This is a genomic window from Vibrio sp. 10N.222.55.C6, assembly GCF_041473395.1.
In the GTDB taxonomy this organism is placed as follows: Bacteria; Pseudomonadota; Gammaproteobacteria; order Enterobacterales; family Vibrionaceae; genus Vibrio; species Vibrio crassostreae_C.
This window is the reverse complement of the sequence record NZ_JBFRSD010000010.1, coordinates 1-20,773: the sequence shown is the minus strand read 5'-3', so window position 1 is coordinate 20,773 and position 20,773 is coordinate 1. Positions and strand designations below refer to the sequence as shown.

At 41.8% G+C, this 20,773-nt stretch carries 14 protein-coding genes; 3 read left to right on the top strand and 11 right to left on the bottom strand.

Going from position 1 to position 20,773, the window contains the following annotated elements:
• Window positions 1-50: 50 nt before the first annotated feature.
• The 11 genes from AB4486_RS09870 to AB4486_RS09820 all read right to left on the bottom strand — a co-directional run bounded on the left by AB4486_RS09870 (window position 51) and on the right by AB4486_RS09820 (window position 18,377).
• The gene (locus AB4486_RS09870) at window positions 51-1,427 is read right to left on the bottom strand and encodes an McrC family protein (protein ID WP_372117061.1); all 1,377 of its coding nucleotides are present in this window, start codon (window positions 1,425-1,427) and stop codon (window positions 51-53) included.
• 5 nt (window positions 1,428-1,432) lie between these two features.
• A complete protein-coding gene (locus AB4486_RS09865) occupies window positions 1,433-3,451 on the bottom strand; it encodes an MrcB family domain-containing protein (RefSeq protein WP_372117059.1) in 2,019 nt (672 codons plus the stop codon).
• 52 nt (window positions 3,452-3,503) lie between these two features.
• The gene (locus AB4486_RS09860; protein WP_372117057.1) at window positions 3,504-5,273 is read right to left on the bottom strand and encodes a DNA/RNA helicase domain-containing protein; all 1,770 of its coding nucleotides are present in this window, start codon (window positions 5,271-5,273) and stop codon (window positions 3,504-3,506) included.
• Between the two features lie 12 nt (window positions 5,274-5,285).
• On the bottom strand, window positions 5,286-5,681 hold the full coding sequence (locus AB4486_RS09855) for a (deoxy)nucleoside triphosphate pyrophosphohydrolase (protein WP_372117055.1): 396 nt from the start codon (window positions 5,679-5,681) through the stop codon (window positions 5,286-5,288).
• A 12-nt stretch (window positions 5,682-5,693) separates the two neighbouring features.
• Entirely contained in the window at window positions 5,694-8,990 is a 3,297-nt protein-coding gene (locus AB4486_RS09850) for a type I restriction endonuclease subunit R (protein WP_372117053.1), read from the bottom strand.
• Between the two features lie 132 nt (window positions 8,991-9,122).
• On the bottom strand, window positions 9,123-10,805 hold the full coding sequence (locus AB4486_RS09845) for an SWIM zinc finger domain-containing protein (protein ID WP_102398486.1): 1,683 nt from the start codon (window positions 10,803-10,805) through the stop codon (window positions 9,123-9,125).
• 169 nt (window positions 10,806-10,974) lie between these two features.
• A complete protein-coding gene (locus AB4486_RS09840) occupies window positions 10,975-12,327 on the bottom strand; it encodes a restriction endonuclease subunit S (RefSeq protein ID WP_372117051.1) in 1,353 nt (450 codons plus the stop codon).
• Window positions 12,317-13,963 (bottom strand): N-6 DNA methylase, encoded by a 1,647-nt coding sequence (locus tag AB4486_RS09835; RefSeq protein WP_372117049.1) that lies wholly within the window; start codon window positions 13,961-13,963, stop codon window positions 12,317-12,319. Before AB4486_RS09835 ends, AB4486_RS09840 begins: the two co-directional genes overlap by 11 nt.
• 128 nt (window positions 13,964-14,091) lie before the next feature.
• Window positions 14,092-16,080 carry a UvrD-helicase domain-containing protein gene (locus AB4486_RS09830; RefSeq protein ID WP_372117047.1) on the bottom strand — a complete coding sequence of 663 codons (1,989 nt, stop codon included), beginning with the start codon at window positions 16,078-16,080 and terminating at the stop codon, window positions 14,092-14,094.
• Window positions 16,080-17,810, bottom strand: a complete 1,731-nt coding sequence (locus AB4486_RS09825; protein ID WP_102534750.1) for an AAA domain-containing protein — start codon at window positions 17,808-17,810, stop codon at window positions 16,080-16,082. The genes AB4486_RS09830 and AB4486_RS09825 overlap by 1 nt, the downstream gene beginning before the upstream one ends.
• 336 nt (window positions 17,811-18,146) lie before the next feature.
• On the bottom strand, window positions 18,147-18,377 hold the full coding sequence (locus AB4486_RS09820; protein ID WP_017068297.1) for a helix-turn-helix transcriptional regulator: 231 nt from the start codon (window positions 18,375-18,377) through the stop codon (window positions 18,147-18,149).
• A gap of 100 nt (window positions 18,378-18,477) precedes the next feature.
• On the opposite strand from AB4486_RS09820, the gene AB4486_RS09815 reads away from it, so the two are divergent.
• The 3 genes from AB4486_RS09815 to AB4486_RS09805 are packed head-to-tail and all read left to right on the top strand — an operon-like array spanning window position 18,478 to window position 20,227.
• Window positions 18,478-18,714, top strand: a complete 237-nt coding sequence (locus AB4486_RS09815; RefSeq protein ID WP_102321027.1) for a hypothetical protein — start codon at window positions 18,478-18,480, stop codon at window positions 18,712-18,714.
• A 49-nt stretch (window positions 18,715-18,763) separates the two neighbouring features.
• Window positions 18,764-19,918 carry a tyrosine-type recombinase/integrase gene (locus AB4486_RS09810; protein ID WP_372117045.1) on the top strand — a complete coding sequence of 385 codons (1,155 nt, stop codon included), beginning with the start codon at window positions 18,764-18,766 and terminating at the stop codon, window positions 19,916-19,918.
• On the top strand, window positions 19,919-20,227 hold the full coding sequence (locus AB4486_RS09805; RefSeq protein WP_372117043.1) for a hypothetical protein: 309 nt from the start codon (window positions 19,919-19,921) through the stop codon (window positions 20,225-20,227).
• Window positions 20,228-20,773: the final 546 nt, after the last annotated feature.

Below are 20,773 nucleotides of genomic sequence, written 5' to 3'. Positions count from 1 at the left end.
TTTATAATTACTCGCGAAAATGTATACCTTTGTGACTTCAAGGAACCACATTAGTTAGGTGACCTTTGAGAGACTTCCGCTCTAGAGGTAAAATTGAAATCTAGTGGCCATCTGATACCCATATGTTTCTTCTCTGATATATCGAATGGTACGAGCCAAAGCTGATGTCCACCTCCCAATTCAAAGGGGAAATGCAGTGCTTCATCAAAGTTATCTTGGCTAGGGTAAATAAGCACTACATCCTGTCCACTTTCATCATCCGCAAGGTATTTTTTTGCATAAGCAAACAGTTGGTAAATATCCGATTGGGAGATATTTGAATTACTTAACTTGGTATTCAGGAGCTTCCACTTCGTATCGAGTACGACTTGATTGGTGCTCCCTTCCTTAATGATCAAGTCCGGGCGTAAACTGAATTTGTTTCTACCGTCATAACGGGCAAGGTACTCACCAGTAACTTGTGTACTAACACTGAGCTTAGGATGACTGACCGCTAGTTGTTCTTTTAAAACTTTAGCAACGTAGTCTTCAAATACCTTCTCCATAGGGAATAAAAGAGAAGCTGCGTTAGCACCACCTTTCATCGTTTGTGGAGAAAAGCCTTCTAAGATTAGTCGACACCAGTCTAAAGGTATTTGGTAGTAACTCATCCCTCTATCAAGCCTGACTTTCGAAAAATCAACGCTGTAGTCCATACTCTCTGGTATTTCATTGAATACAAAGTCTAGCTCTTGTAACAACTTCTGATTTTCTGCACTCCGCGTATAGCCTTTCACTCGTTTTAGAGCACTATGCATTAACCGGTTTACGGGACGATCGAGTAAGAACTCATCGTACTCACAGTAAAATTTATGCTTACTAATGGAGTTATGCCTAACTTGTTTTCCTACATTCAGCCTCCCCTTTAAGAAACCTAAATTGTCTTCCCTACGTACATAGTCGCTTCTTAAGCCACGTTTTACGAGCGTGTTCACCGACTGTAAGAACTGGCCTATAAATACCTCTAACAACGGCATTCTTTGGCGAGTAATATTAGCATTCGAGGTTTGAATATGTGAGAAACCTTTCAACGCACGTAACATTACTAGTAGTGTGTGCCGAGCTTTCACATAAGCGTCATCATAGTTGTTGTCACTACCTTCATCTGTGAAGCCTTTTCCGATTTTAGGCAAGATTTCAATTTGCGTTTTATCTGGCGTAAACATAACTCCTGCATAGTTTTGAACTTGCAGAACTTCCATACCATTTCGACGACGTAATTGAAGAAGATTTCTTTCATTCTCATTACTTAAGCAAAGCTGCTTGAGATATTGATAAGCTGATATAGAGATAGCTTGAACGTGTGAAGATGCAGTCTGATCTTTCAGCACATCTTCACTCACTAAACAGTCATACTCAAAGAGAGTAATTTCTTGTTTGGCTTTCACTAGCCTTACTCACTATCTTTTGCGTAGATAGCTTTGAACGCTGCCGGGTTTTGCCAAACAGTCCCTTCACCAAAAGGCTTGAATGAGTATGTCACTTTACAATCCTCATACAGCTCCAATCCATGTTCAGGGCCAAATAACTCACTGTAGGAGTCTTCAGTTCTTTTTAAAAATTGTAGTCTCTCATCTTGCTTCAAACTGTCACCAAGGACTAAACGAATCTTGCTCCAATCTTCATAAAAATACTCTTCCAATAATGGGATTATCTTGTTCTTAAACGCTGACTGTAGCTCTATAAACGCCTTACCTTCATCAACCTCATTGAAAACAGGGAACAAAAAAGCATGACCGAGCGTATGCTCACGATCATAGAGAACTTCAATTCGCTTATTTAGTGTTTCTAGCAATTTAGATAAATTGATGCCCTTAACTTCTTTATCAGCAAAAAGCTTGGGGTTTGGCATCATCTCTTTAAAGTCAAAACGACGACGTAATGCAGTGTCCATCATTGCCAATGAACGGTCCGCCGTGTTCATAGTGCCGATGATATATAGGTTATCTGGCACTGAGAAAGTATCACCAGAATAAGGTAGGATGACTTCTAGCGGCTCCTGCGCACCTTTGCGCTTAGAAGGTTCAATCAAGGTAATCAGTTCCCCAAAAATTTTTGAGATATTACCTCGATTGATCTCATCGATAACTAATACATAGTTTTGGCGTTCTGTTTTGACTTCGCGCTTACTATGCGCAAGCTTTTCTAAATGCTTGATCAAAGCAGAATAGTAAGGGTTCAACCCTCCATTAATCACTCGATCACCATGAAAGATGTCTTTTAAGGTTTTTACACTCAAAGAATGGGTTGATTCACCTTTGTCTTTTTCAAAGCGAATTGTGTTGTTATCGACATCAGTCACTATAAAAAACGTACGAACGGTGTCGATTCGAACGCCCTCTTCCTGTTCAGATAAACTATTTAGAAAACGCCCCCACAATGTATCAAAATCATCTTTCTCATCCGTGGTTTTGGTTTCTTGGTAGTCCTTAGCTTTTTCACAGAGCGCCTTAAATACACCCTCTTTTTCATAGTAAGAAATTTGACCGCCTTCTGTTTTAGCACTAAGTCCTTCCACAAACTCTTCATACCCATAGCTTTGATGGAATGTGACAAAACGAATTCGACCAGAGTCAGTCAGTGCTTTGTATTTTTTCGTTAGTGAGTCTCTTTGCTCTTCTGACACACCGGTTTCAGGATCAATGTTTATGCTGGCGTAAAAGTCAGGATCAGCGGCTTGAACTGCGGCTTCGATAGTGTGGTATGTTTTACCTGTTCCCGGTGGGCCATAGAGAATTTGATTTAGGGGAGCGGCATTTGTATATACGTTGTTTTTGAACACGTCATACTCCTCTTTTGGCTCTTCAACCAGGACTTCAGAATTCAATGGATAGTCATGTGCAATGTTTTCATAAACTGAAAGTAACGAGTCTAGATCCGAAATAAGCTCTTGTTCAGAAGGAATAGACCCTACAGGGTAAAATTTGGCGACAACATTAGGTTCTTCATAAGATTTACCAGTAATTGTCTTTGCTTTTAAGTCTAGCGGACCTTTAGTCCAGCCTTTTTGAGTTAGCAACAATTCACAATATGGGTATATTGAGTCAGCGTTTTTCTTAGCTTCGTGCTTAGCCCCTCTGGTACCAAACTTTTCTTTTAGCTTGGTTGTACCTTGGTTAAGAGAAAGGTATACCCCGCTTCCATCAGCACAAAACAAATACACAAGGTAAATCCCGCCTTGAGTCGTCTGAGTTATAGCACTATGCAGGATAGAAACCCAAGGAACATCAGCCCAATTCCCAGCACCGATCGATCCCTTTAAAACAAAGGCACTCTCCTTGGTGCTAGCAATATTTTCTATTTCTTGAACAAGCTCGTTTCTAATAACTCGACCAAGACGGTGCCCAGAAAAGGCTTCCTTTTTAGCGCTCTGCCAGTTCTCAAGTACATCTTTTAGCTTTTCTCTTAACATTGTACCTACTACCTTTCTTATTATTTTTACCCTGAGCCAACAATATGAAGAACTAGAGTTCCTCCGCACCTGCACCTAAGAAATATTCGTAAGTTTCGTCGAACAGTGCCTCTTGAGGGAAATAAAACACTACGCCATCTCTACCTCTTGTCATCAGTACCCGGTAACTATTAAGCTTAATTTGAAAAGGGTTTTGAACATTTCTATTGCCTTTATGAAGAACCCAGCCACTGCCATTGTAGAGAAAGTCTTTTGCCCAGATTAGCACTGGCATATCAAGCTCTAACCCCTGGCAATCAAACTCACTAATTGTGCGCAGGAAACTACAACACGATGTCGAAGAACTAACGTCATCATGGAACCATGGGCCCAATGGTTGCTTGTTATACTTGATGTTGTCTGACGAACTTAACAAGCCGTACTTCTTGTTGGTGTTTTGATATCTATTGAGACAGTATCTTTTAGCTTTATCCAAATCTCTGGTTAGATAGATATTGAAACCGTCTTTAATCGTCTGCTTAGCCAGCGTAACATCCGGCTTACCATTCAAAGCACCTTCCACCCACTTAGGATATAAACTTGCGCTATGAGATCGTAAAGACTGATCTAAATTTAGCAATGGGTTTACTCGAACACGATTACTGCTCATGAATTGAAAATGATGCTCTAACGCTGGTGGGCAAAAAACAATCCAAAGCTCTTCACTACTTTTCAAAGCATCACACCAAAGAGAAATACCCACCTCTTCACCTACATAAATCTCTTGTCCCTCTCCAACTAGAGCGACATAGTGACAGGGCGTTTTATCTTTATCTGCGATCCTGATGATGCAAGAAGGCTCCGACATTTGGTAGTTCTTGTTTTTATTTTCGTCCCACATCCTCTGAGCTTCATCAAAAACAACCAAATTAGTATGAGGGGTTGTACGTGGCTTCATGTATTCGCGTTTAAAGTCTTTCAACGCGCGAACAAACGTTTTGTCATCAAGAGCATATTGCAAGACATCTACCAGCGGGCCATTCCCAGATAGAAACTGACCTCTTTTGTTCCGATGTACAAACTCCAAACCCAGCAACGTCTTCCCTGCTCCAGGAACACCAGTAACCAGGGTTAATACACTCGCCCGATTTCTATTTCCTTCGCTCTCAACCCAAGCAGTAACTTTATCCAACTCATCAAGCGCTTCATAAATCCCTGCACTCTTAGCACTCTTTAGTTCTTCTATTGGGTTGTTTTGAAATATCTCTACCGCTGCATCTACTAGATTAGGTAATGGTGCATAGGGCGATTCAAGCCACTGTTTTAAATCAGTGTTAGTAGGAGCGCCCGTTAAATACTTATCAAGAAAGGCTTTGAGTTTATCGCTAGATAGGATTGAGATATTACTTTCGATATCCGTTAATTTACCGGTGGATTGAGTCAAAACCAAACCGGCAATCACCTCTAGCTCGGCGCTTTCATGATGGTAATTGCAGAGATCTCGATAATAGCCGCACAGCTGATCATAATCCGCTCGCTGATAGCGATCCTTCATTTTGAATTCTAAAATGAATAGCTTATTTTCGACTAGAAGCAGAACATCAGGCCTACGCCCTCCTTCCATTGGTAGAGCATACTCAAAAATAACATAGCCATCAGATTGGGCACGCTTGGAGAGTTCTTTCTGAAGATGATGAAAACAATCAACCCAAGCTCGTTTCTGAAGTTCACCGAGCTCTAAGCCAGGGAAGTTAATACAAAACTCAGAACACATGTTGGCCAACCAGTTTTCTTCTTGTTCTTGAAGAAAGACATCAATCCTATTTGCATAGCAATAAGTCATTCACGGTCCTCTTCAGTTTGCTTGCAACTTTGCAACGATGGGAACATCAGCTGCAGCCCAATCTAAAGAAGTTAGTTCATCGAGATTTAACCACAATGCTTGAATATGCTCAGTAAGTACTATCTTTCGGTTTTCGACAGGACATAAATAAGCGTGCATCGTGATATGAAAGTCAGGGTAAGCATGCTCAACCGTCATGAAATAATCTACATGTTCGATATTCAGATGCAGCTCTTCATTCAACTCTCTTTTAATGGCTTCTTCTCTCTGCTCACCTACTTCCACTTTCCCGCAGGGAAATTCAAACTTCTCATGGATATAAGCTAACTTTGAAGGACCTCGCTGAACACACAAAGTTTTATCTTCATGTTGAATAATGGCCGCTACTACTTCTATTTTTTTAACCATATTCACTTGCCCCTAACTATTCTTCTTATAATTCTCAGCCTGCTCTAGCACGCCTTTGTAAACATCATCGTTGGCTACTGGTGGGAAGCCGTATTTGTGTAGCAGTAAGATTAAATCCACTTTCAACTTGGCTTTGATATCATCGCGCCCTGCCCAGTCTGGATATTGGGCGACATTGTCTACGGTAGTTTTCATCTCCTTCGCCAGTTCGAGCATCTTGTCATCGTCGTAAGTGAAATCGTATTTCTTGCGCATGTGATTCAAGATATCGAGGAACGCTTTCTCTTCTAGGTCGATACCTAGGTCTTCAAACGAGCCCATTTCTTTCACGATATCAAAGATAATGTCGGTCATTTCTTGAGAGAAGGTATCGAACTCCTCACCATTCAACACATCATTTTCACGACGTTCGTTATACTGATCCACCAGCGATTGGAAGCGCTTAGAGAAGTTCATCCCTTGTAGCTGGTTGACCTTTTTAAAATCGCTTATCGCCTTCTCTAGTAGCTTTTGAAGTAACTGAATCTTGGTGTTAGGCAGCTTAATCTTGTTGATACGAGCTAGGTAATCTTCGTCAAAAATATCGATAGCTTCGGCGTGCTCATCACCAATGGTAAAGATCTCTTCTACTCCATCGGCACGAAGTGCTTCTGCCACTAACTCACGAACACGCTTATTCATTTGTGCCGTGTCTGGTGCATCACCTTTGGTTAGCTTAAAGATGATAGAGCGTACTGCGATATAGAAGTGAATTTGGTCGCGCTCTTGCTGAGATAACAATTCACTACCACAGCAAACATCATAAGCCGCCTTCATACGGCCGACTAAAGCCATGAATCGAGTTTCGCCTTTCTTGGTTTGAAGGATGTATTCTGCCGACTGATTAAGGCACTCTAGCTGCTTACACGGCTCTCCTGTGTAATAACCGGACGTATCGAACTTGTGGAACATCTGCCTTAACAGATCGAGATGGTTCTTCACCTCAATAACGGAAAAGCGAATATCTTCAAAGTTAGTCTCATCAGCCTTTGAATACATCGCTAAGGCTTGATTCATACGTGACTTGATACCAATGTAATCGACAACGAGCCCTTTCGCCTTGCCTTCAAACTTACGGTTAACACGTGAGATAGTTTGAATCAGGTTGTGTTTCTGCAACGGCTTATCGATGTAGATAGTATCCAGTTCAGGAACGTCAAAACCTGTTAGCCACATGTCGACTACAATGGCTATTTTGAAATTCGACTTAGGACTCTTAAACTGCTGGTCGAGCGATTTTCGATATTCCTTTGTCCCTAGCAGGCTGTACTGATCAGGGTCATCGTCTTTACCGCGCGTCATCACCATTTGCACCATCGCAAGTGGCTTTAACTCTTCTTTCTCTTTATCCGTCAGCTCGACACCATCAATTGATAGCTTTTCCTCAAACCATTCTGGCTTTAAGATTTTGACTTGCTTATAAAAATCAAACGCGATTTCACGACTCGCACAGACAAACATCGCCTTGCCCTTTATCGTAGAACCTTCTTTAACTCGCCCTTCATAATGTTCAACAAAGTCTTTCGCCAAAGCTTCAATACGGTCAGGGTCGCCAAGGATCGCGTTCATATTGGCAGAAGCTTTCTTACTCTCTTCTATCTGATGTTCATTGGTGCCCGCTTCTGCGCACGCTTGGTAGTATTTCTCTACCTCTTCAAGCTTGCTGTTATCAAGAATGACTTTAGCTGCTCGGCCTTCATAAACAATACGAACCGTAATTTCATCATTAACCGATTCTGTCATGGTGTAGCTGTCTACTGCATCACCAAATACATCAAGGGTGGCATCTATCGGCGTTCCGGTGAAACCAACGTAAGTCGCGCTTGGTAGAGAATCGTGCAGATACTTAGCAAAGCCGTATGTCTCTTTCACATCGACGGCTATACCATCTTGATATTTGATCACCACTTTCTTATCGAGGTTGACCTGTGAACGGTGAGCTTCATCGGAAATACAGATGATGTTTGTACGCTCTGAAAGCAATTCGATGTCTTCGGTGAACTTATGAATGGTAGTCAGGAACACACCACCACTCTTGATGCCTTGCAGCTTGTCTCTTAAATCTTGACGGCTTTTAACTGGCACAACCATCTCATCACCAATGTAATCAGAGGCATTACAGAACTGTTTAGAAAGCTGATCATCGAGATCGTTACGGTCGGTAATAAGTACAATGGTCGGGCTTTCAAAATCGATGCTTTTCATCAATAGGCGCGATAGAAATTGCATGGTGAAGCTCTTACCACACCCTGTTGCACCAAAGTAAGTGCCGCCTTTACCACTTCCGTATGGCTTACGTTCTTTGTCGATGTTGTAGTAAAGCTTACGCGCTGCGTAGTACTGCGGGTAACGGCAACAGATTTTTATCTCTTTCTTTGAAGTATCAGGGAAGAAGACAAAGTTCTTCACCACATCAAGTAATCTGGTTTGGTTAAATAACCCAGCAATCATGGTGTAGAGAGAGTTAATACCCTCTTTTTCGGTAGACTCATTACCCGTTACTTTGCGCCATGCGTAGAAGAACTCATACGGCGCAAACAGGTTACCCATTTTGTTGTTCACACCATCACTGATGATGCACATCGCGTTGTAGACGAACAGCTTAGGAATATCACGGCGATAACGCACACAGATTTGCTTCCACGCATCAAAAATGGTCGCGTCTTTCTCTCGCACGGCACTTTTAAATTCAAACACCACCAGCGGTAAGCCGTTCACATAAAGGATGCCATCAGGGATTCGAATTTGTTCATCGACCCCCTCAATCTCTAGCTGGCTAACGATTTTATAGATATTGGTGTCAGTCGCTTCTAACCGATTTGTTTCTAGGTACGTAACCTTACCTTCAGCAACTTTTCTATCAGAGTTGTCTGCTTTAGATTTATTCTCTAGCAGCGGGACAAACATCAAGCGTAAGGCTTGTGCCAAATGTCTTGTATCGATTAACTCAATATAGAGGTCTTTCTTTGAGCGATCTTCACGCTTAAACAAGAAGCCATTCGTTAGCCATTGGCAGAAGGTTTTATTGCTATGGTACAAATCACTGGCAGGCAACGTTGAGATCATACGAACAATGGTGTCGATTTCGCTCTCGGTTATAGCATCGCCTCGGTACTCCTTGGCAAGGTAGCGTCGTAAGTCATCGACAATGAGTACTTGTTCTTTGTCTTCACGCGCTATTTGTTCACCCACTACGTGTGGGTAGCCTTGCTCACCCAATAGCTCAATAATGGCCTGTTCTAATTTGGCTTCTGTGAATTTTAAGCTCATCGCCTTTTCCTACTGCTGTTTGACGTTGTTTGTTGTTTTCTAAATTGAGTTATTTAAATTTGTTTTGTAGTAACTCGGTTTCGGGCTTTGTTCCATTTTCTCAACACCGCAGATCTTGTCACCTCCGCAGAATCAGATATATTTTGAATAATATTTCTGAATTAAAGCGAACATATTACGCTTACGCTTGTACGTGGTAGCGAGTTGCGCCACCTGACTATAAAATGTCGCCAATTGAGTAGGATGCGATTTCAGCATATTCTCTAAACGTCGAAGTAACTCTAAAGCTTGATCGTAAGCCGTATTATTGGTCTGTTCGATATAAGATGAGACTGCTCGCAGATAATAATCCAGCGTATTTTCAGGTTTATCATCCACAATATGATCGGCAAGCGAAATAAGTCCTTGTATTGATATTTTATGTTCGGCAACCCATTCGCACGCTTTGTCTAATTGCTGGTTATCGATATAGAACAGAACCAAGGCATCCGTACGATCAGAAGCTTGATTATAGCGGTCTGGTTGTTGATAGGCATTGGCAAGTAGCAGTTCAGTGCGGGAGAAAAATTCAACATCATCAATTTGGTAATTGGCTTTAAACTTCGCTAACTGTTGATAATATTGAAAGCTTGGTGATTGTTCTAACAAACGGTTAGCTAATACCCATGCAGAATGGATTTCACCTAGTTCAACATAAAGACGGAATTGAGCTTGTTCGCACGCACGAAGTTCATAATCACTCGCCATTTTTTTCGCCTTAGCTAACCAAAACTCAGCTTCTAACGGCTCTTGCTCATCAATGAACATATCAACAACTTCAAGATAATCTCGACACGTTCGTGCTATTTTTTGTTTAATTTCCGCCACTTCACGCCAATCGGAGCTGTGTTTCATTAACGGAACTGCCCATGAGCGTAAGTTCCAGCTACTCTCATCTTGCGATGCTTGATCTATCGCTTGGCGGCATAAGGTTAGAAAGTGGGTGTTAGATTGCCAAATCGCTCCAAAACTCTCTTCAATCGAAGGAAATACGTCAAATTCGTAATGGGTCAAACGCTCAAACATCCACTGCGCTTTCTCTTGCTCACTCCAATTAAGCTTTGCCAGCGTCTTTGGCATGTGTTCGTTAATCATGCTTTCAATGCCATAACGATCGCCATTGGAGTCATCAATTTGCTCTAGCACCTTATTCAACCGTTCAACAAGGTAGTTGATTAATTTCCATTGATGATCGGCGTTAAGGCTTTGCATTGATTCAATGATCATGTTCAATTGAATTTCTGCTGAGTTGAAATAATCATGGCTTTCTCGCCAATCCCAGAGCTGTTCTCGCGGTAAGGCTTGGGTAACCAACTTTTTCAGCTCGCCATATACGGCTGGCTTTTCGCGTATTTCAATTTTTGTCAGCAGTGCATTCCATGTGTACTCATCTTCTTCTAGGTATTCGAGTAGCATCTCTACCATGGCCTCTTCACCAAGGCTTTGCAGGTGATTTTTTATGGTATCTCGTTCACTACTTTGGTTTAAAGCTTGTTCTTGGTCTTGTAGGCAAAGGGCAACCGCCACGCCGTGCTTGCACAACATTTGATATTGCGCCGCAGGGCAAGTACAAGTGCCAACCAGATCGCCAGTGAAATCGAGGCTCACTTGATAATTGAGGCTGCCTTTGACCTGTGCGGTCGCGGTGTTGCCAACAAGGTTAAGCTTGCGTACTGCACCACTGCGTGAAAGCAAGATGCCTTTTTGCAAAGTGCTTGTTTCACACAGTGTCGTCAATTCAGAAATGTCGATTTCACGAGTATTAGTTGCGTTCATTATATTATGGTTCCACCTACGCTTTGCTTTGTTCTATTTCGGATTCATCTAATTCCCACCTTCGTTATCTCAGAACCGAGGCGCGAGGTATCTGAGATCTCGCTTTTCATCCACACCAAAAACGAGATTCCTGATAAGTTCGTTCCTCACTTTCTGGAATGACGAAAGGTTACTCTGCTAGTGCTTTAGCTTGTTCTACTTGCACGTTTTCTAAGTCGATTTCGCCGGAAAGCAATTTAGGAAGTAGCGTGTCACGTAGCTCTGCTAGCGTCTTATTCTCATCACCATGGCGCTTAATCAACTGCATATTTGCAGCGATCAATTCATCGAATTTCTCAAGAATGGAAAGCGGTGGAATAACAAAAGGCATGGTTTGAACAGTTTTGGCTTGTGCTCGTTGACGACCACTAGTACCCGTCATGCTTTGAATAGCAAACTTTCTGAACGGCTCGAATCTTGCCATAAAATAGCTGAAGTATTTGTAGCTGTCAGACTTCGAACGCATGACAATGTATTCCGTAGAACCCCAACCAACCTGTTCATCTTCAAGGAAATCTACGAAAGCAGTTTTACCGTTCTCAAGGCATGGTGTGATACGAGCAAGTAGTGCATCACCATTAACGAACTTAGTTCCACTACCCATTTCTCGGTCATAAATATCTAAAGCAAGGTGACCTGCTGTTGGCATGTTTTTCATATCAAGATACGGAGCCACTGTACCTTTCTTGAGAGTGCGTTTGGGATTGAAATCCATCAAATCAGATAGCTCTCCAACTTCCCATCCTTCAGGAATCAAACCCAACTCAGACTCAACGAGCTTTTCTGGGAAAAGCGAGGCAACTTCTTTTGAAAGAAAAGGCGCATCCATCCATTCTGGCTGTTCATCATTCATTTTGGCTTTTACAGGGTCAAAATCAACAAACCAAAATTTGAACAACGTTTGCGCCATTTGCTCTAAGGTTTGGTTGATTTGGTTGTTGAGTTCAAGCTTATTGTTAACTGAAGACAATACATCAACAATCTTATTTTGTATGACTAATGGTGGCTTATTAAACAAAATGCTCTTTAAAGAGCTTAATGGCTGACCAATGCCCGGCGTTCCGACTTGTGAGGCATTTTTTAATAGTTCATGCTTTCCCGTGGAGCTCTTAAAAAAGTAGTATAGGAACATAGGGTTAACTTGTTCCTCATCCACTTTTAGCTTCATTAAGCTTGAAGACAAGACATAGCGCTTATCTTCCTGAACAAAACCTACTTCTCCAATTGACCCTCTATGAGGAAACACCAGTTCATTTTTATAAACATTGCATGCTCCTAATGAATCAGCCTTATCTTCTGTTATATAAACAAAATCACCCTTAAACGTAGGGCCAGCTGTTACATTTGTTCCTCTTATTACAGGGATACCATCACTAACATAATTATCGCTTTTTAGCCTAGAGCCAAATGGTCCTATAGCAATAGAGCCCTTTTCATTTGCTTTAATCGACTCTATAGATACCTTAGCCCAGTTACTCCCCATAACCCAACGCCTCCAAATTACGGCGAATCGCTTTGTCCAACTCTTGAGATTGGTTCATTTGGTTGTATAGGGTTTGTGAAAGCTCACTCATCTTGGTTTCAAACGGAATGCCATCATCTTCTACGTCAGCTGCGCCTACATAACGCCCCGGAGTCAGTACAAAGTCATTGGCCTTGATATCGTCAACAGTGGCTGATTTGCTAAAACCTGCTTTGTCTTCATACTTATCTACTTTGCCATCACCACGTTCAATACGCGCTTTAAGTTCTGCTTCATCGCAGCGCCAAGCATGATAAGTGTCAGCAATTTGAGCGATGTCGTCTTTAGTCAGTTCTTTATTGGTGCGGCTAATCATGGTGCCCATTTCACGAGCATCAATAAACAGCGTCTCTTTTTGGCGGTTACGGAAACCTTTGGTGGTGTTCTCGGTTTTGTCTTTTGTGATAAACCAAACGCACACTGGAATTTGCGTAGTGAAGAACAGCTGCCCCGGCAAAGCGATCATACATTCAACGCGATCGTTCTCGATTAACTGCTGACGGATCTCACCTTCACCGGAAGTATTTGAACTCATTGAGCCATTCGCCAATACAAAGCCTGCGGTGCCTGTTTCGCTTAGCTTAGACAGCATGTGCAAAATCCAACCGTAGTTGGCATTGCCTGTTGGCGGTGTGCGATAGCCAGCAAACCGCGCATCATCGGTTAGCTCTGCTTCATTACGCCAACCTTTAAGGTTAAACGGTGGGTTAGCCATGATGTAATCAGCTTTTAAGTCTTTATGCTGGTCAGCAAAAAAGGTATCAGCTGCACGCTCACCCAAATTGCCCGATAAGCCGCGAATGGCTAAGTTCATCTTCGCCAGTTTATAAGTGGTCGAGGTAAGCTCTTGACCATAGATAGCGATGTCTTTGGTGCGCCCTTCGTGCTCTTTAATGAATTTTAAAGACTGAACAAACATACCGCCCGAGCCACAAGCCGGGTCGTAGATCTTACCTTGGAAAGGTTCTAGCATTTCAGCTAACAGTGTTACCACTGACTTAGGCGTATAGAACTCGCCCCCGCCTTTGCCTTCGGTTGCTGCAAACTTGCCTAGGAAGTATTCGTACACACGACCGACTAAGTCTTCTTCGCTCATGTCACATTCGTTTGCCAGCGTGTCGATGTTTTCAATGCTGTCGATAAGTGACGCCAGCTTTTTCACTTCCAAACCTTGGCGCGAGAAGTAGTTGTCTGGCAGGGCGTCTTTTAAGCTAGGGTTGTTTTTTTCGATAGTCGATAAAGCGGTATCGATGATGATAGCGATATCATCTTGCTTAGCGCGCGCTTTAACAAATGACCAACGCGCATCTTCTGGTAAAAAGAAGATGTTGTCTTGTTGGTAGAACTCTTTCATCTCAACAAACGCTTCTTGCCCGTCGTCTATCATCTTCTGACGGCGTGCTTCAAACTTATCGCTAATGAACTTTAAGAACACAAGGCTTAACACCACGTGTTTGTATTCAGATGACTCAACACTGCCACGCAGTTGGTTAGCTGTATCCCAAAGGGTCTCTTCAAAGCCTTTGGTCACTTTTTTAGCTTTTGATGCGGGCTTAGCTTTTGAGGTGGGTTTCTTGTTAGCGGGTGCTTTTGCCATGTTCTTAATTACTCGAATAATGTAGGACTTGGCTCTTAACAGCAGAGCCAAGATTTATTGCGTGGTATTGTATCGTAAATGCGACTTTTTGCATTGATTAAGAGTTACTTATGATAAATAAATAGCAACTAAATTTGGGTAACTTCTCCCGTAATTTCAATATGTTTTTCAACGCTAATTGGAAACTCTTCAGTACTGAAAACCACTAACTTTTGCCCAGCTCTAGTCATTGCTACATAAAGTTTACGCATTGATTCTTGCAATACTTCTTCTCTTTCCGAATCACTCAACTCTAGATTCTTAGGCTGGTTAATTATTTGACCACAACCAAGAACGAACACCGTACCAGACTCCATACCCGTACAACTATTGATATTAAGTAGCCTAATTTTGCTGCCTACGTTATCCGCTAACTCTTTGGAGTTGTTGTAGTTAATGACCTTGTTTGAACCAATACGTTTTTCAATGTCTTGCTTTAGCGACCATGGATTATACTCTGGGCTACATAAAACCATGATCTGATGAAGAGCGACTGTTCCCGACAGCACCAGGGCTGCGAGTTCGTTCAGGAACCTCTTTTTCTCATCTTGAGCATTTCGAGAATATATAATTTGGGGTTTGTGTCCTCTTGCCATTTTTTCATAGTCAGGCTTCACGTAATCTTCAGGGCTTCCTTCGAGATCATCGAGCAGAGCGTTCGCAGCGACCATTATTTCATAAGTCGTTCTGTAAGAATGATTCAAACGCTTAGTGCGCCCTCGAACATTCAAACCTACGCTCTTCCAGCTTAAACGGCTTTTTAAGAAACCTTGGTTGGGATCAGCACAAATAAATAATTGTCCCCCCGGCGTCAATGAGCGTTTAATTAACTGTAACCAAGATGGCGCGAAGAATTGAGCCTCATCAAGCAGTATGTGATCAAACTGTTCAAGAGGCTTGTCTGATAACGCAACTTCCTTAATATACAAACTCGGTAGGTATTTCTTAACCGACGACAACCGAGCAGAAAAATCAACATATAGCTGCCAAATATGTTCTCGCTGACTTTTTTGTAGTGCAAACCCACGACCCTGTCGATCGAATTCCAAGTACTCTTCTTTGTCTTTAATTAAATAGTCATTGATGTACTCTAGTTCGGACCAAATCTGCTCATCTGTTAACGATAGTTGCGTGTAAGCTTCATTTTTATCACTTAAAACGGTCTTCTTTTCTTCTTTCATATTCGCATCGCCAAATACTGGCTTAACACGCTGATGGCTTTTACTGTACTGCTTTAGCGCAAACGAGTGAAAGGTGGTAATTTCAAGGTTATCAGGTTTACCTTTAAGCCAGGTTTCGAACCTGTACTTAATATCTTCCGTCACTGGCTTATTGTGTATCGCAAGAAGGACCTTTTTTTCCGGGTATTTTTTACAATACAAAACTGCACGATTAATTAAAATCAGAGTTTTCCCACTCCCAGCGACCCCATTTATCAACCTTACTGAAATGTCTTCCTGACCTTCTTCTTCAGAATCGACAGACTCAACCATATCTAGCCTAGTAGCCAATTCTTGATCGTAATCTAAAAAAAATGGGAGCAGCTTTGCGGTATTGTCTACGGAGATTTTTCCTCGACGAGTACTACACTGTGCGGGAATAACCGACTCCGGAAAAAACGTGCGCTTGATTCGTGAATGTGAGTCGATTGTGAACTCGGTTAGTGCGGCGTGGATTAGTTTTTCACCACGCTCAATAAACGTTTTGTTCTCAATTATTTGTACATAATCAGAGAAAGAACTATCAACTTGGAGAGAACCGTCAATTGGGAAAGTACTTTCTTCTTCCACAATCATATTATCGACGACAGCTAGATACTGAATAGGCTTTAAACCTAACGTCAACATCGAGTCATTAAACTTCAACAATTTAGAAAGACTAATACTATCTGGTTTCTCTGAATGGACTCCAACAAACACCCAACTATTGCAAGGCCCCTCAATAATACAAGGAGCAACTTGTAGAGACTCTAATAATGACTCACGAATAAAAAATTCGTCATTGAGTTTATTGAATACCTTTTTGCAATGACGTCGATGCTTGCGGTCTAAGCCTGTAATCGTATCTATATGTGCCATTAATCTACTTCCACCTTATAACAGTGACGAACCAGAGATTTATAATCTTCAATGTTTTGTCGCACCTTAGGATCATCCACCTGTTGCAGCATGCCTTCTGGGATTTCGGGACCTACAATCACCAACTTAGTCTGGGGTCTAGTAATGGCGACATTGAGACGTTCCGCTTGGAAAAAGAATTCAGCGATAGCGCTAATGTATTGCGGATCTGAGGAGCAGAATGAAACTATAATCATTTCCCGCTCTTGGCCTTGCATCCTTTCCACAGTATCCGTTACCACTAATTTTGATCCAAATATCCCCAACTTATCCTGAAGGCAAGACTTTAGAGCTTTGGCATGACCCCGAAACGGTGTAACGACACCTATCTCTTCAGCAGATAGACCCGCTTCAACAGCCGCGGTTATCAAATCGGCCACTAACGCCGCTTCTTTTCTATTTACACTTCGGGCATTGACCCCTGGAGTTTTTATGAATACAGAAGGCCGATTGCTAGAGAGGACCTCAGAATACTTGTGAGGTTTTTTAGGTAGAGAAAATGATGACAGCGTTGGTGGTCTTTTCGATTCTAATTCGCCCTTGTAATAACAGTTACTAGGCCATTCAGTTAAGGCTGGAGACATCCGATAAGTTTGGCTTAACAATACCGAAACCTTTTCATTGCCAAGAATCATCTTAGAGAAAGCCGAACTGTCCTCAAGAACGGATTGAGAAAGTATCACAGGAGGAAGCTGCTTATGATCCCCAACGAATACAAATCGACACCCTTTTCTCATTGCCATTAACGCCAATGGAACGGTAATTTGGCTGGCTTCGTCAAAAATAATGGTGTCGAATGTAAAGCTTTCAAGTCGCTCACTACAGGTAGCAAAAGGTGTCGCACCAATCACATACCCAGTGTCCGGTATATCTTCCCATTTTGATGCGTATTCAAAATGCTGAACCTTATCACTCAGTGATTTCTTACCGCCACTCGCACAAATTTTTGCAACAGGAACCCCTTCCTCTACAATTTTATTGAGTGCATTATTGATCGCCATGTGGGTATGAGAAGTCATGAAAACTCTCTGCCCTGCCTCTACAAGAAGCTTGGCGATAATACTAATAACTTTTGTTTTACCCGTTCCGGGAGGACCTTGAATACACGCTAAGTATTTAGAACCGACACCAAGCCCAACAGCTTCACTCTGCTTTTCATTTAATCCTCGAGATTCGGCATAATCCGCAGCGTCATCAAAGTCTTCGTCATAAATCGTTTCCGTATTCAAATGTCCGGAAAGCATAGGCAGCAATACGTCTCTGCCGACTTTCGATGTTGCTACATCAGCCAAAGCTTTATCATAAAACGGTTTTAAGTCCATGCCTGCAGGGTCGGCATAACAGCCTTCACTTAGTTGTGGAAGTAAGCTTTGATCTACTTTGACTTTGAGCAACCACTCTCCATCGTTTTCAGCTTCAATCGCTACTTGGTCAAATACCTTATGGTTACTTGGGTCGCCAAGATGCAAACAAATCATATCGCCTTCTCTAAAGCGTGATTCGTTATCACCTAATACGACTTCCAGATGATTAGACCCGGAACAGCTTACTGACTCTATTCGTTGAGTTTCGCCTTTTAATAGTTTTTCTTCTAAGGGTTTCTTCCAAGTTTCTAGAAGGTTTTCCATGCTAGCTTCATGTTCTGCATACACAAAAGCTTGTAGTTCTTTTAATACCGGAGTGAGTTCCATACCTAGCTTACCAACGTGAATTTGTACTCAAAAATGAGAATATTCATCAATACGAATAACCCAACCTTATTTTTTGAACGGTCATCACGTCAACTACGCATTCGCTAAACTGTTAATTACATCCATTAGTAGACAAAGATCATCCGATATTCTCAATCAATTTCAATGAGTAACAGTGGTTTCTAAGAGGAGGATGAGGAAGTATGGTTACTGATGAAGCCTAAAATTGAATAATTTTTGGGGCTTATCTTCTGACTTTTGTTAATAAGTTCCCTAAGTTTGCATTACATAAAGCACTATGAGCAAAACATAACATGAGCATAGCCACCCCTATGGTTATACGTCACTCTCACGTTCGAACATAATTAAATCAGACACATCACAATCAAAGTACTGACACAAAGCATCAAGAGTTTTTGTGGTTGTAGTGTACCCTTCGTCTCGAATCATTTTCGCCATGGCCGAACGCTGAATACCTATTTCGGCAGCAATTTGAGCTCCAGAGATCTTCCGTCCCTCTTCCGCTGATTTTTTATCTATAAGTTCCTTTAAGTTATATCTAATCACACATCAATTCCTAAAAGATATAATAATGTGTCTTGGTAAAACACAAAAGTATGGTTAAGCTGATTTTGTGTCTTGTTAAAACACAAACAATGGAGGTCAAATGGACCAATTATTACTTACAGCAAAAGAGCTTGCAGGTCGTATCAAATTTAGCGCCAACTATATCAATTCGACTCTGCGAGATTCAATTTTCATCGAAGGTAAACACTACATTCGACCATTCAATGGTAGAAAAATTCTCTACATTTGGGAAGAGGTAGAGGCAGAATTATACCAATCTGCATCACGTAACCTTCAGTATATTCCAATGGCTGGCGGGAGGGTGTGTCATGGGTAGTATCAATTCACGTAGCGGTAAGCTCTATCTCGACTTCTGATATGAAGGTATGCGTTGCCGTGAGCAAACTGCACTGCCTGCAACTCAAGTAAACCAACGCAAGCTACAGAAACTGCTAAATCAAATTGAAGCGGACATTCGCCTGAGTTGTTTTGTATATAGTGAGTACTTCCCTGAGTCTAAGAAAGCTCAAACATTTTTGAAACAAGACATCCAAGCTCAAAAACGCAAACAGGAATTACTTGGTAATTACAAAACGGCAGTACAAGGGCTACAAGGAATTGAAACTGTCTTGTTCGAAAGCTTCGCACAGGAGTGGTACGACGAAAACGAAGTGCGTTGGAAAGAAAGCTATAAGGACAGTATGAAGATCTACTTATGGTCGTACCTTGTACCTCACTTCGGGCATTTAGACGTCGCGAAGATCTCTCGACCTGACATCTTAAAGTACCGTGCTTCTTTAGTGAAACCGCGTAACAACGGCAAAAAATTATCTGCCGAGTTCATTAATCATGTCATGACACCACTGCGCATGATTTTGAGCGAAGCCGGAGATCGCTATGATTTTCGTTCGACGTTTGAAAACATCAAACCACTACGTGTTGAACGCACTAATGTAAACCCGTTTGATTTTAACGAAGTGAACTTGTTTTTATCATCGGTACGTTCCGATTTTAAAGATTACTTCACCGTTCGTTTCTTCACCGGAATGCGCACCTCAGAGATCGATGGTCTGAAATGGAAGTACGTAGATTTTGAGCGTGGTTTAATTTCAGTTCGAGAAACGTTTGTACACGGCCGTTCAGACACAACGAAAACGGTGGGTTCAACAAGAGACATTCAAATGTCATCTGTTGTACTTAAAGCTATAAAATCCCAATACAAAGTGACTGGTACTAAGGAGTATGTGTTCTGCAATGCAGCTGGAAACCCTTTAGATAAAGGTAACGTCAGAGACCGAATCTGGAAGCCGACACTTAAAAACTTGGGAATGGAATATCGCCGCCCTTATGAGACTCGACATACGGCTGCAACATTATGGTTAGCAGCCGGAGAAGCACCTGAGTGGATAGCTCGCCAAATGGGCCATACCACTACAAAAATGCTGTTCACAGTTTACAGCCGATATATACCAAACCTAACCAGGCAAGACGGCAGTGCTTTTGAAAAGTTATTAGATGCTAATTTAAATGGAGGAAAGTAAATGGCTTATTCACCTCTAGCTATTCACTGCACCAGTTTGTGCTGTGACATTCTTCAGGCTCAGTGTTTTCAGAAAATCTCTCATCAAGATATTGATTGGCTATACGATGAAATTTACGAACTTATCAAGCAACGTACTGAACTGTGGCCAGATAAATTCCATCATGAACATGTCTTTATTGATTCAGTCACGCGCGGTGTACTAAAAGCACTACATCTATGTAAAGACAAACCAAATAATCGAGATGCCAGTTGGCTGTTGATTGCAATGCAATCACGGATCAGTTTTTCTTTGAAGCAATTGCATTAATGAGAGCTACTCAAAAAAGAGCCAAATGAACCCATGTTTATTTGGCTCTTTTCTATTTCCCATTTTTGAACATTTCTATACTCTGCTTGAATCTACCCTCACCTACAACTGGCGCCTAGTTCACCTTGAAATAACTCATCAGCCATCACCCGTTAACAAGAACACTATAATTTGTTGCACACCCACTTCACTGGCCGCACAAAGTTAACGTTGATAACTTGAGCCTAAGTTCTATAGTAGTTTTGCATTAACCGTAGTGCTGGACCCTTCAAACCGCACCAGACTCAGATTAACGAGAGCATTCTTTTTAAAAATGTGCTGATGACTATTTCTTAAATGTTCTGTTACTCCAAACTGTAGATGCTTAGAAGGTTGTCACAGCATGGTCACCACGCGGTCACAAATCGAGTTTGAGAGATATGAGTCACTTAGCTCATCCAATAATTATTCAACGGGGAGGCAGACAAGAATGATGCTATTTAAGGTACTTTCCAGAAACGCAGACACAAAAAAGCCCACACTAGGTGGTAATGCCGTTCACTTAAG

Coding starts and splice junctions, on each gene's coding strand:
- AB4486_RS09815 (WP_102321027.1), top strand. CDS start 18,478: ATGGACCAATTATTACTTACAGCAAAAGAGCTTGCAGGTCGTATCAAA.
- AB4486_RS09835 (WP_372117049.1), bottom strand. CDS start 13,963: ATGGCAAAAGCACCCGCTAACAAGAAACCCACCTCAAAAGCTAAGCCC.
- AB4486_RS09855 (WP_372117055.1), bottom strand. CDS start 5,681: ATGGTTAAAAAAATAGAAGTAGTAGCGGCCATTATTCAACATGAAGAT.
- AB4486_RS09830 (WP_372117047.1), bottom strand. CDS start 16,080: ATGGCACATATAGATACGATTACAGGCTTAGACCGCAAGCATCGACGT.
- AB4486_RS09810 (WP_372117045.1), top strand. CDS start 18,764: ATGCGTTGCCGTGAGCAAACTGCACTGCCTGCAACTCAAGTAAACCAA.
- AB4486_RS09845 (WP_102398486.1), bottom strand. CDS start 10,805: ATGAACGCAACTAATACTCGTGAAATCGACATTTCTGAATTGACGACA.
- AB4486_RS09825 (WP_102534750.1), bottom strand. CDS start 17,810: ATGGAACTCACTCCGGTATTAAAAGAACTACAAGCTTTTGTGTATGCA.
- AB4486_RS09840 (WP_372117051.1), bottom strand. CDS start 12,327: ATGGGGAGTAACTGGGCTAAGGTATCTATAGAGTCGATTAAAGCAAAT.
- AB4486_RS09860 (WP_372117057.1), bottom strand. CDS start 5,273: ATGACTTATTGCTATGCAAATAGGATTGATGTCTTTCTTCAAGAACAA.
- AB4486_RS09865 (WP_372117059.1), bottom strand. CDS start 3,451: ATGTTAAGAGAAAAGCTAAAAGATGTACTTGAGAACTGGCAGAGCGCT.
- AB4486_RS09850 (WP_372117053.1), bottom strand. CDS start 8,990: ATGAGCTTAAAATTCACAGAAGCCAAATTAGAACAGGCCATTATTGAG.
- AB4486_RS09805 (WP_372117043.1), top strand. CDS start 19,919: ATGGCTTATTCACCTCTAGCTATTCACTGCACCAGTTTGTGCTGTGAC.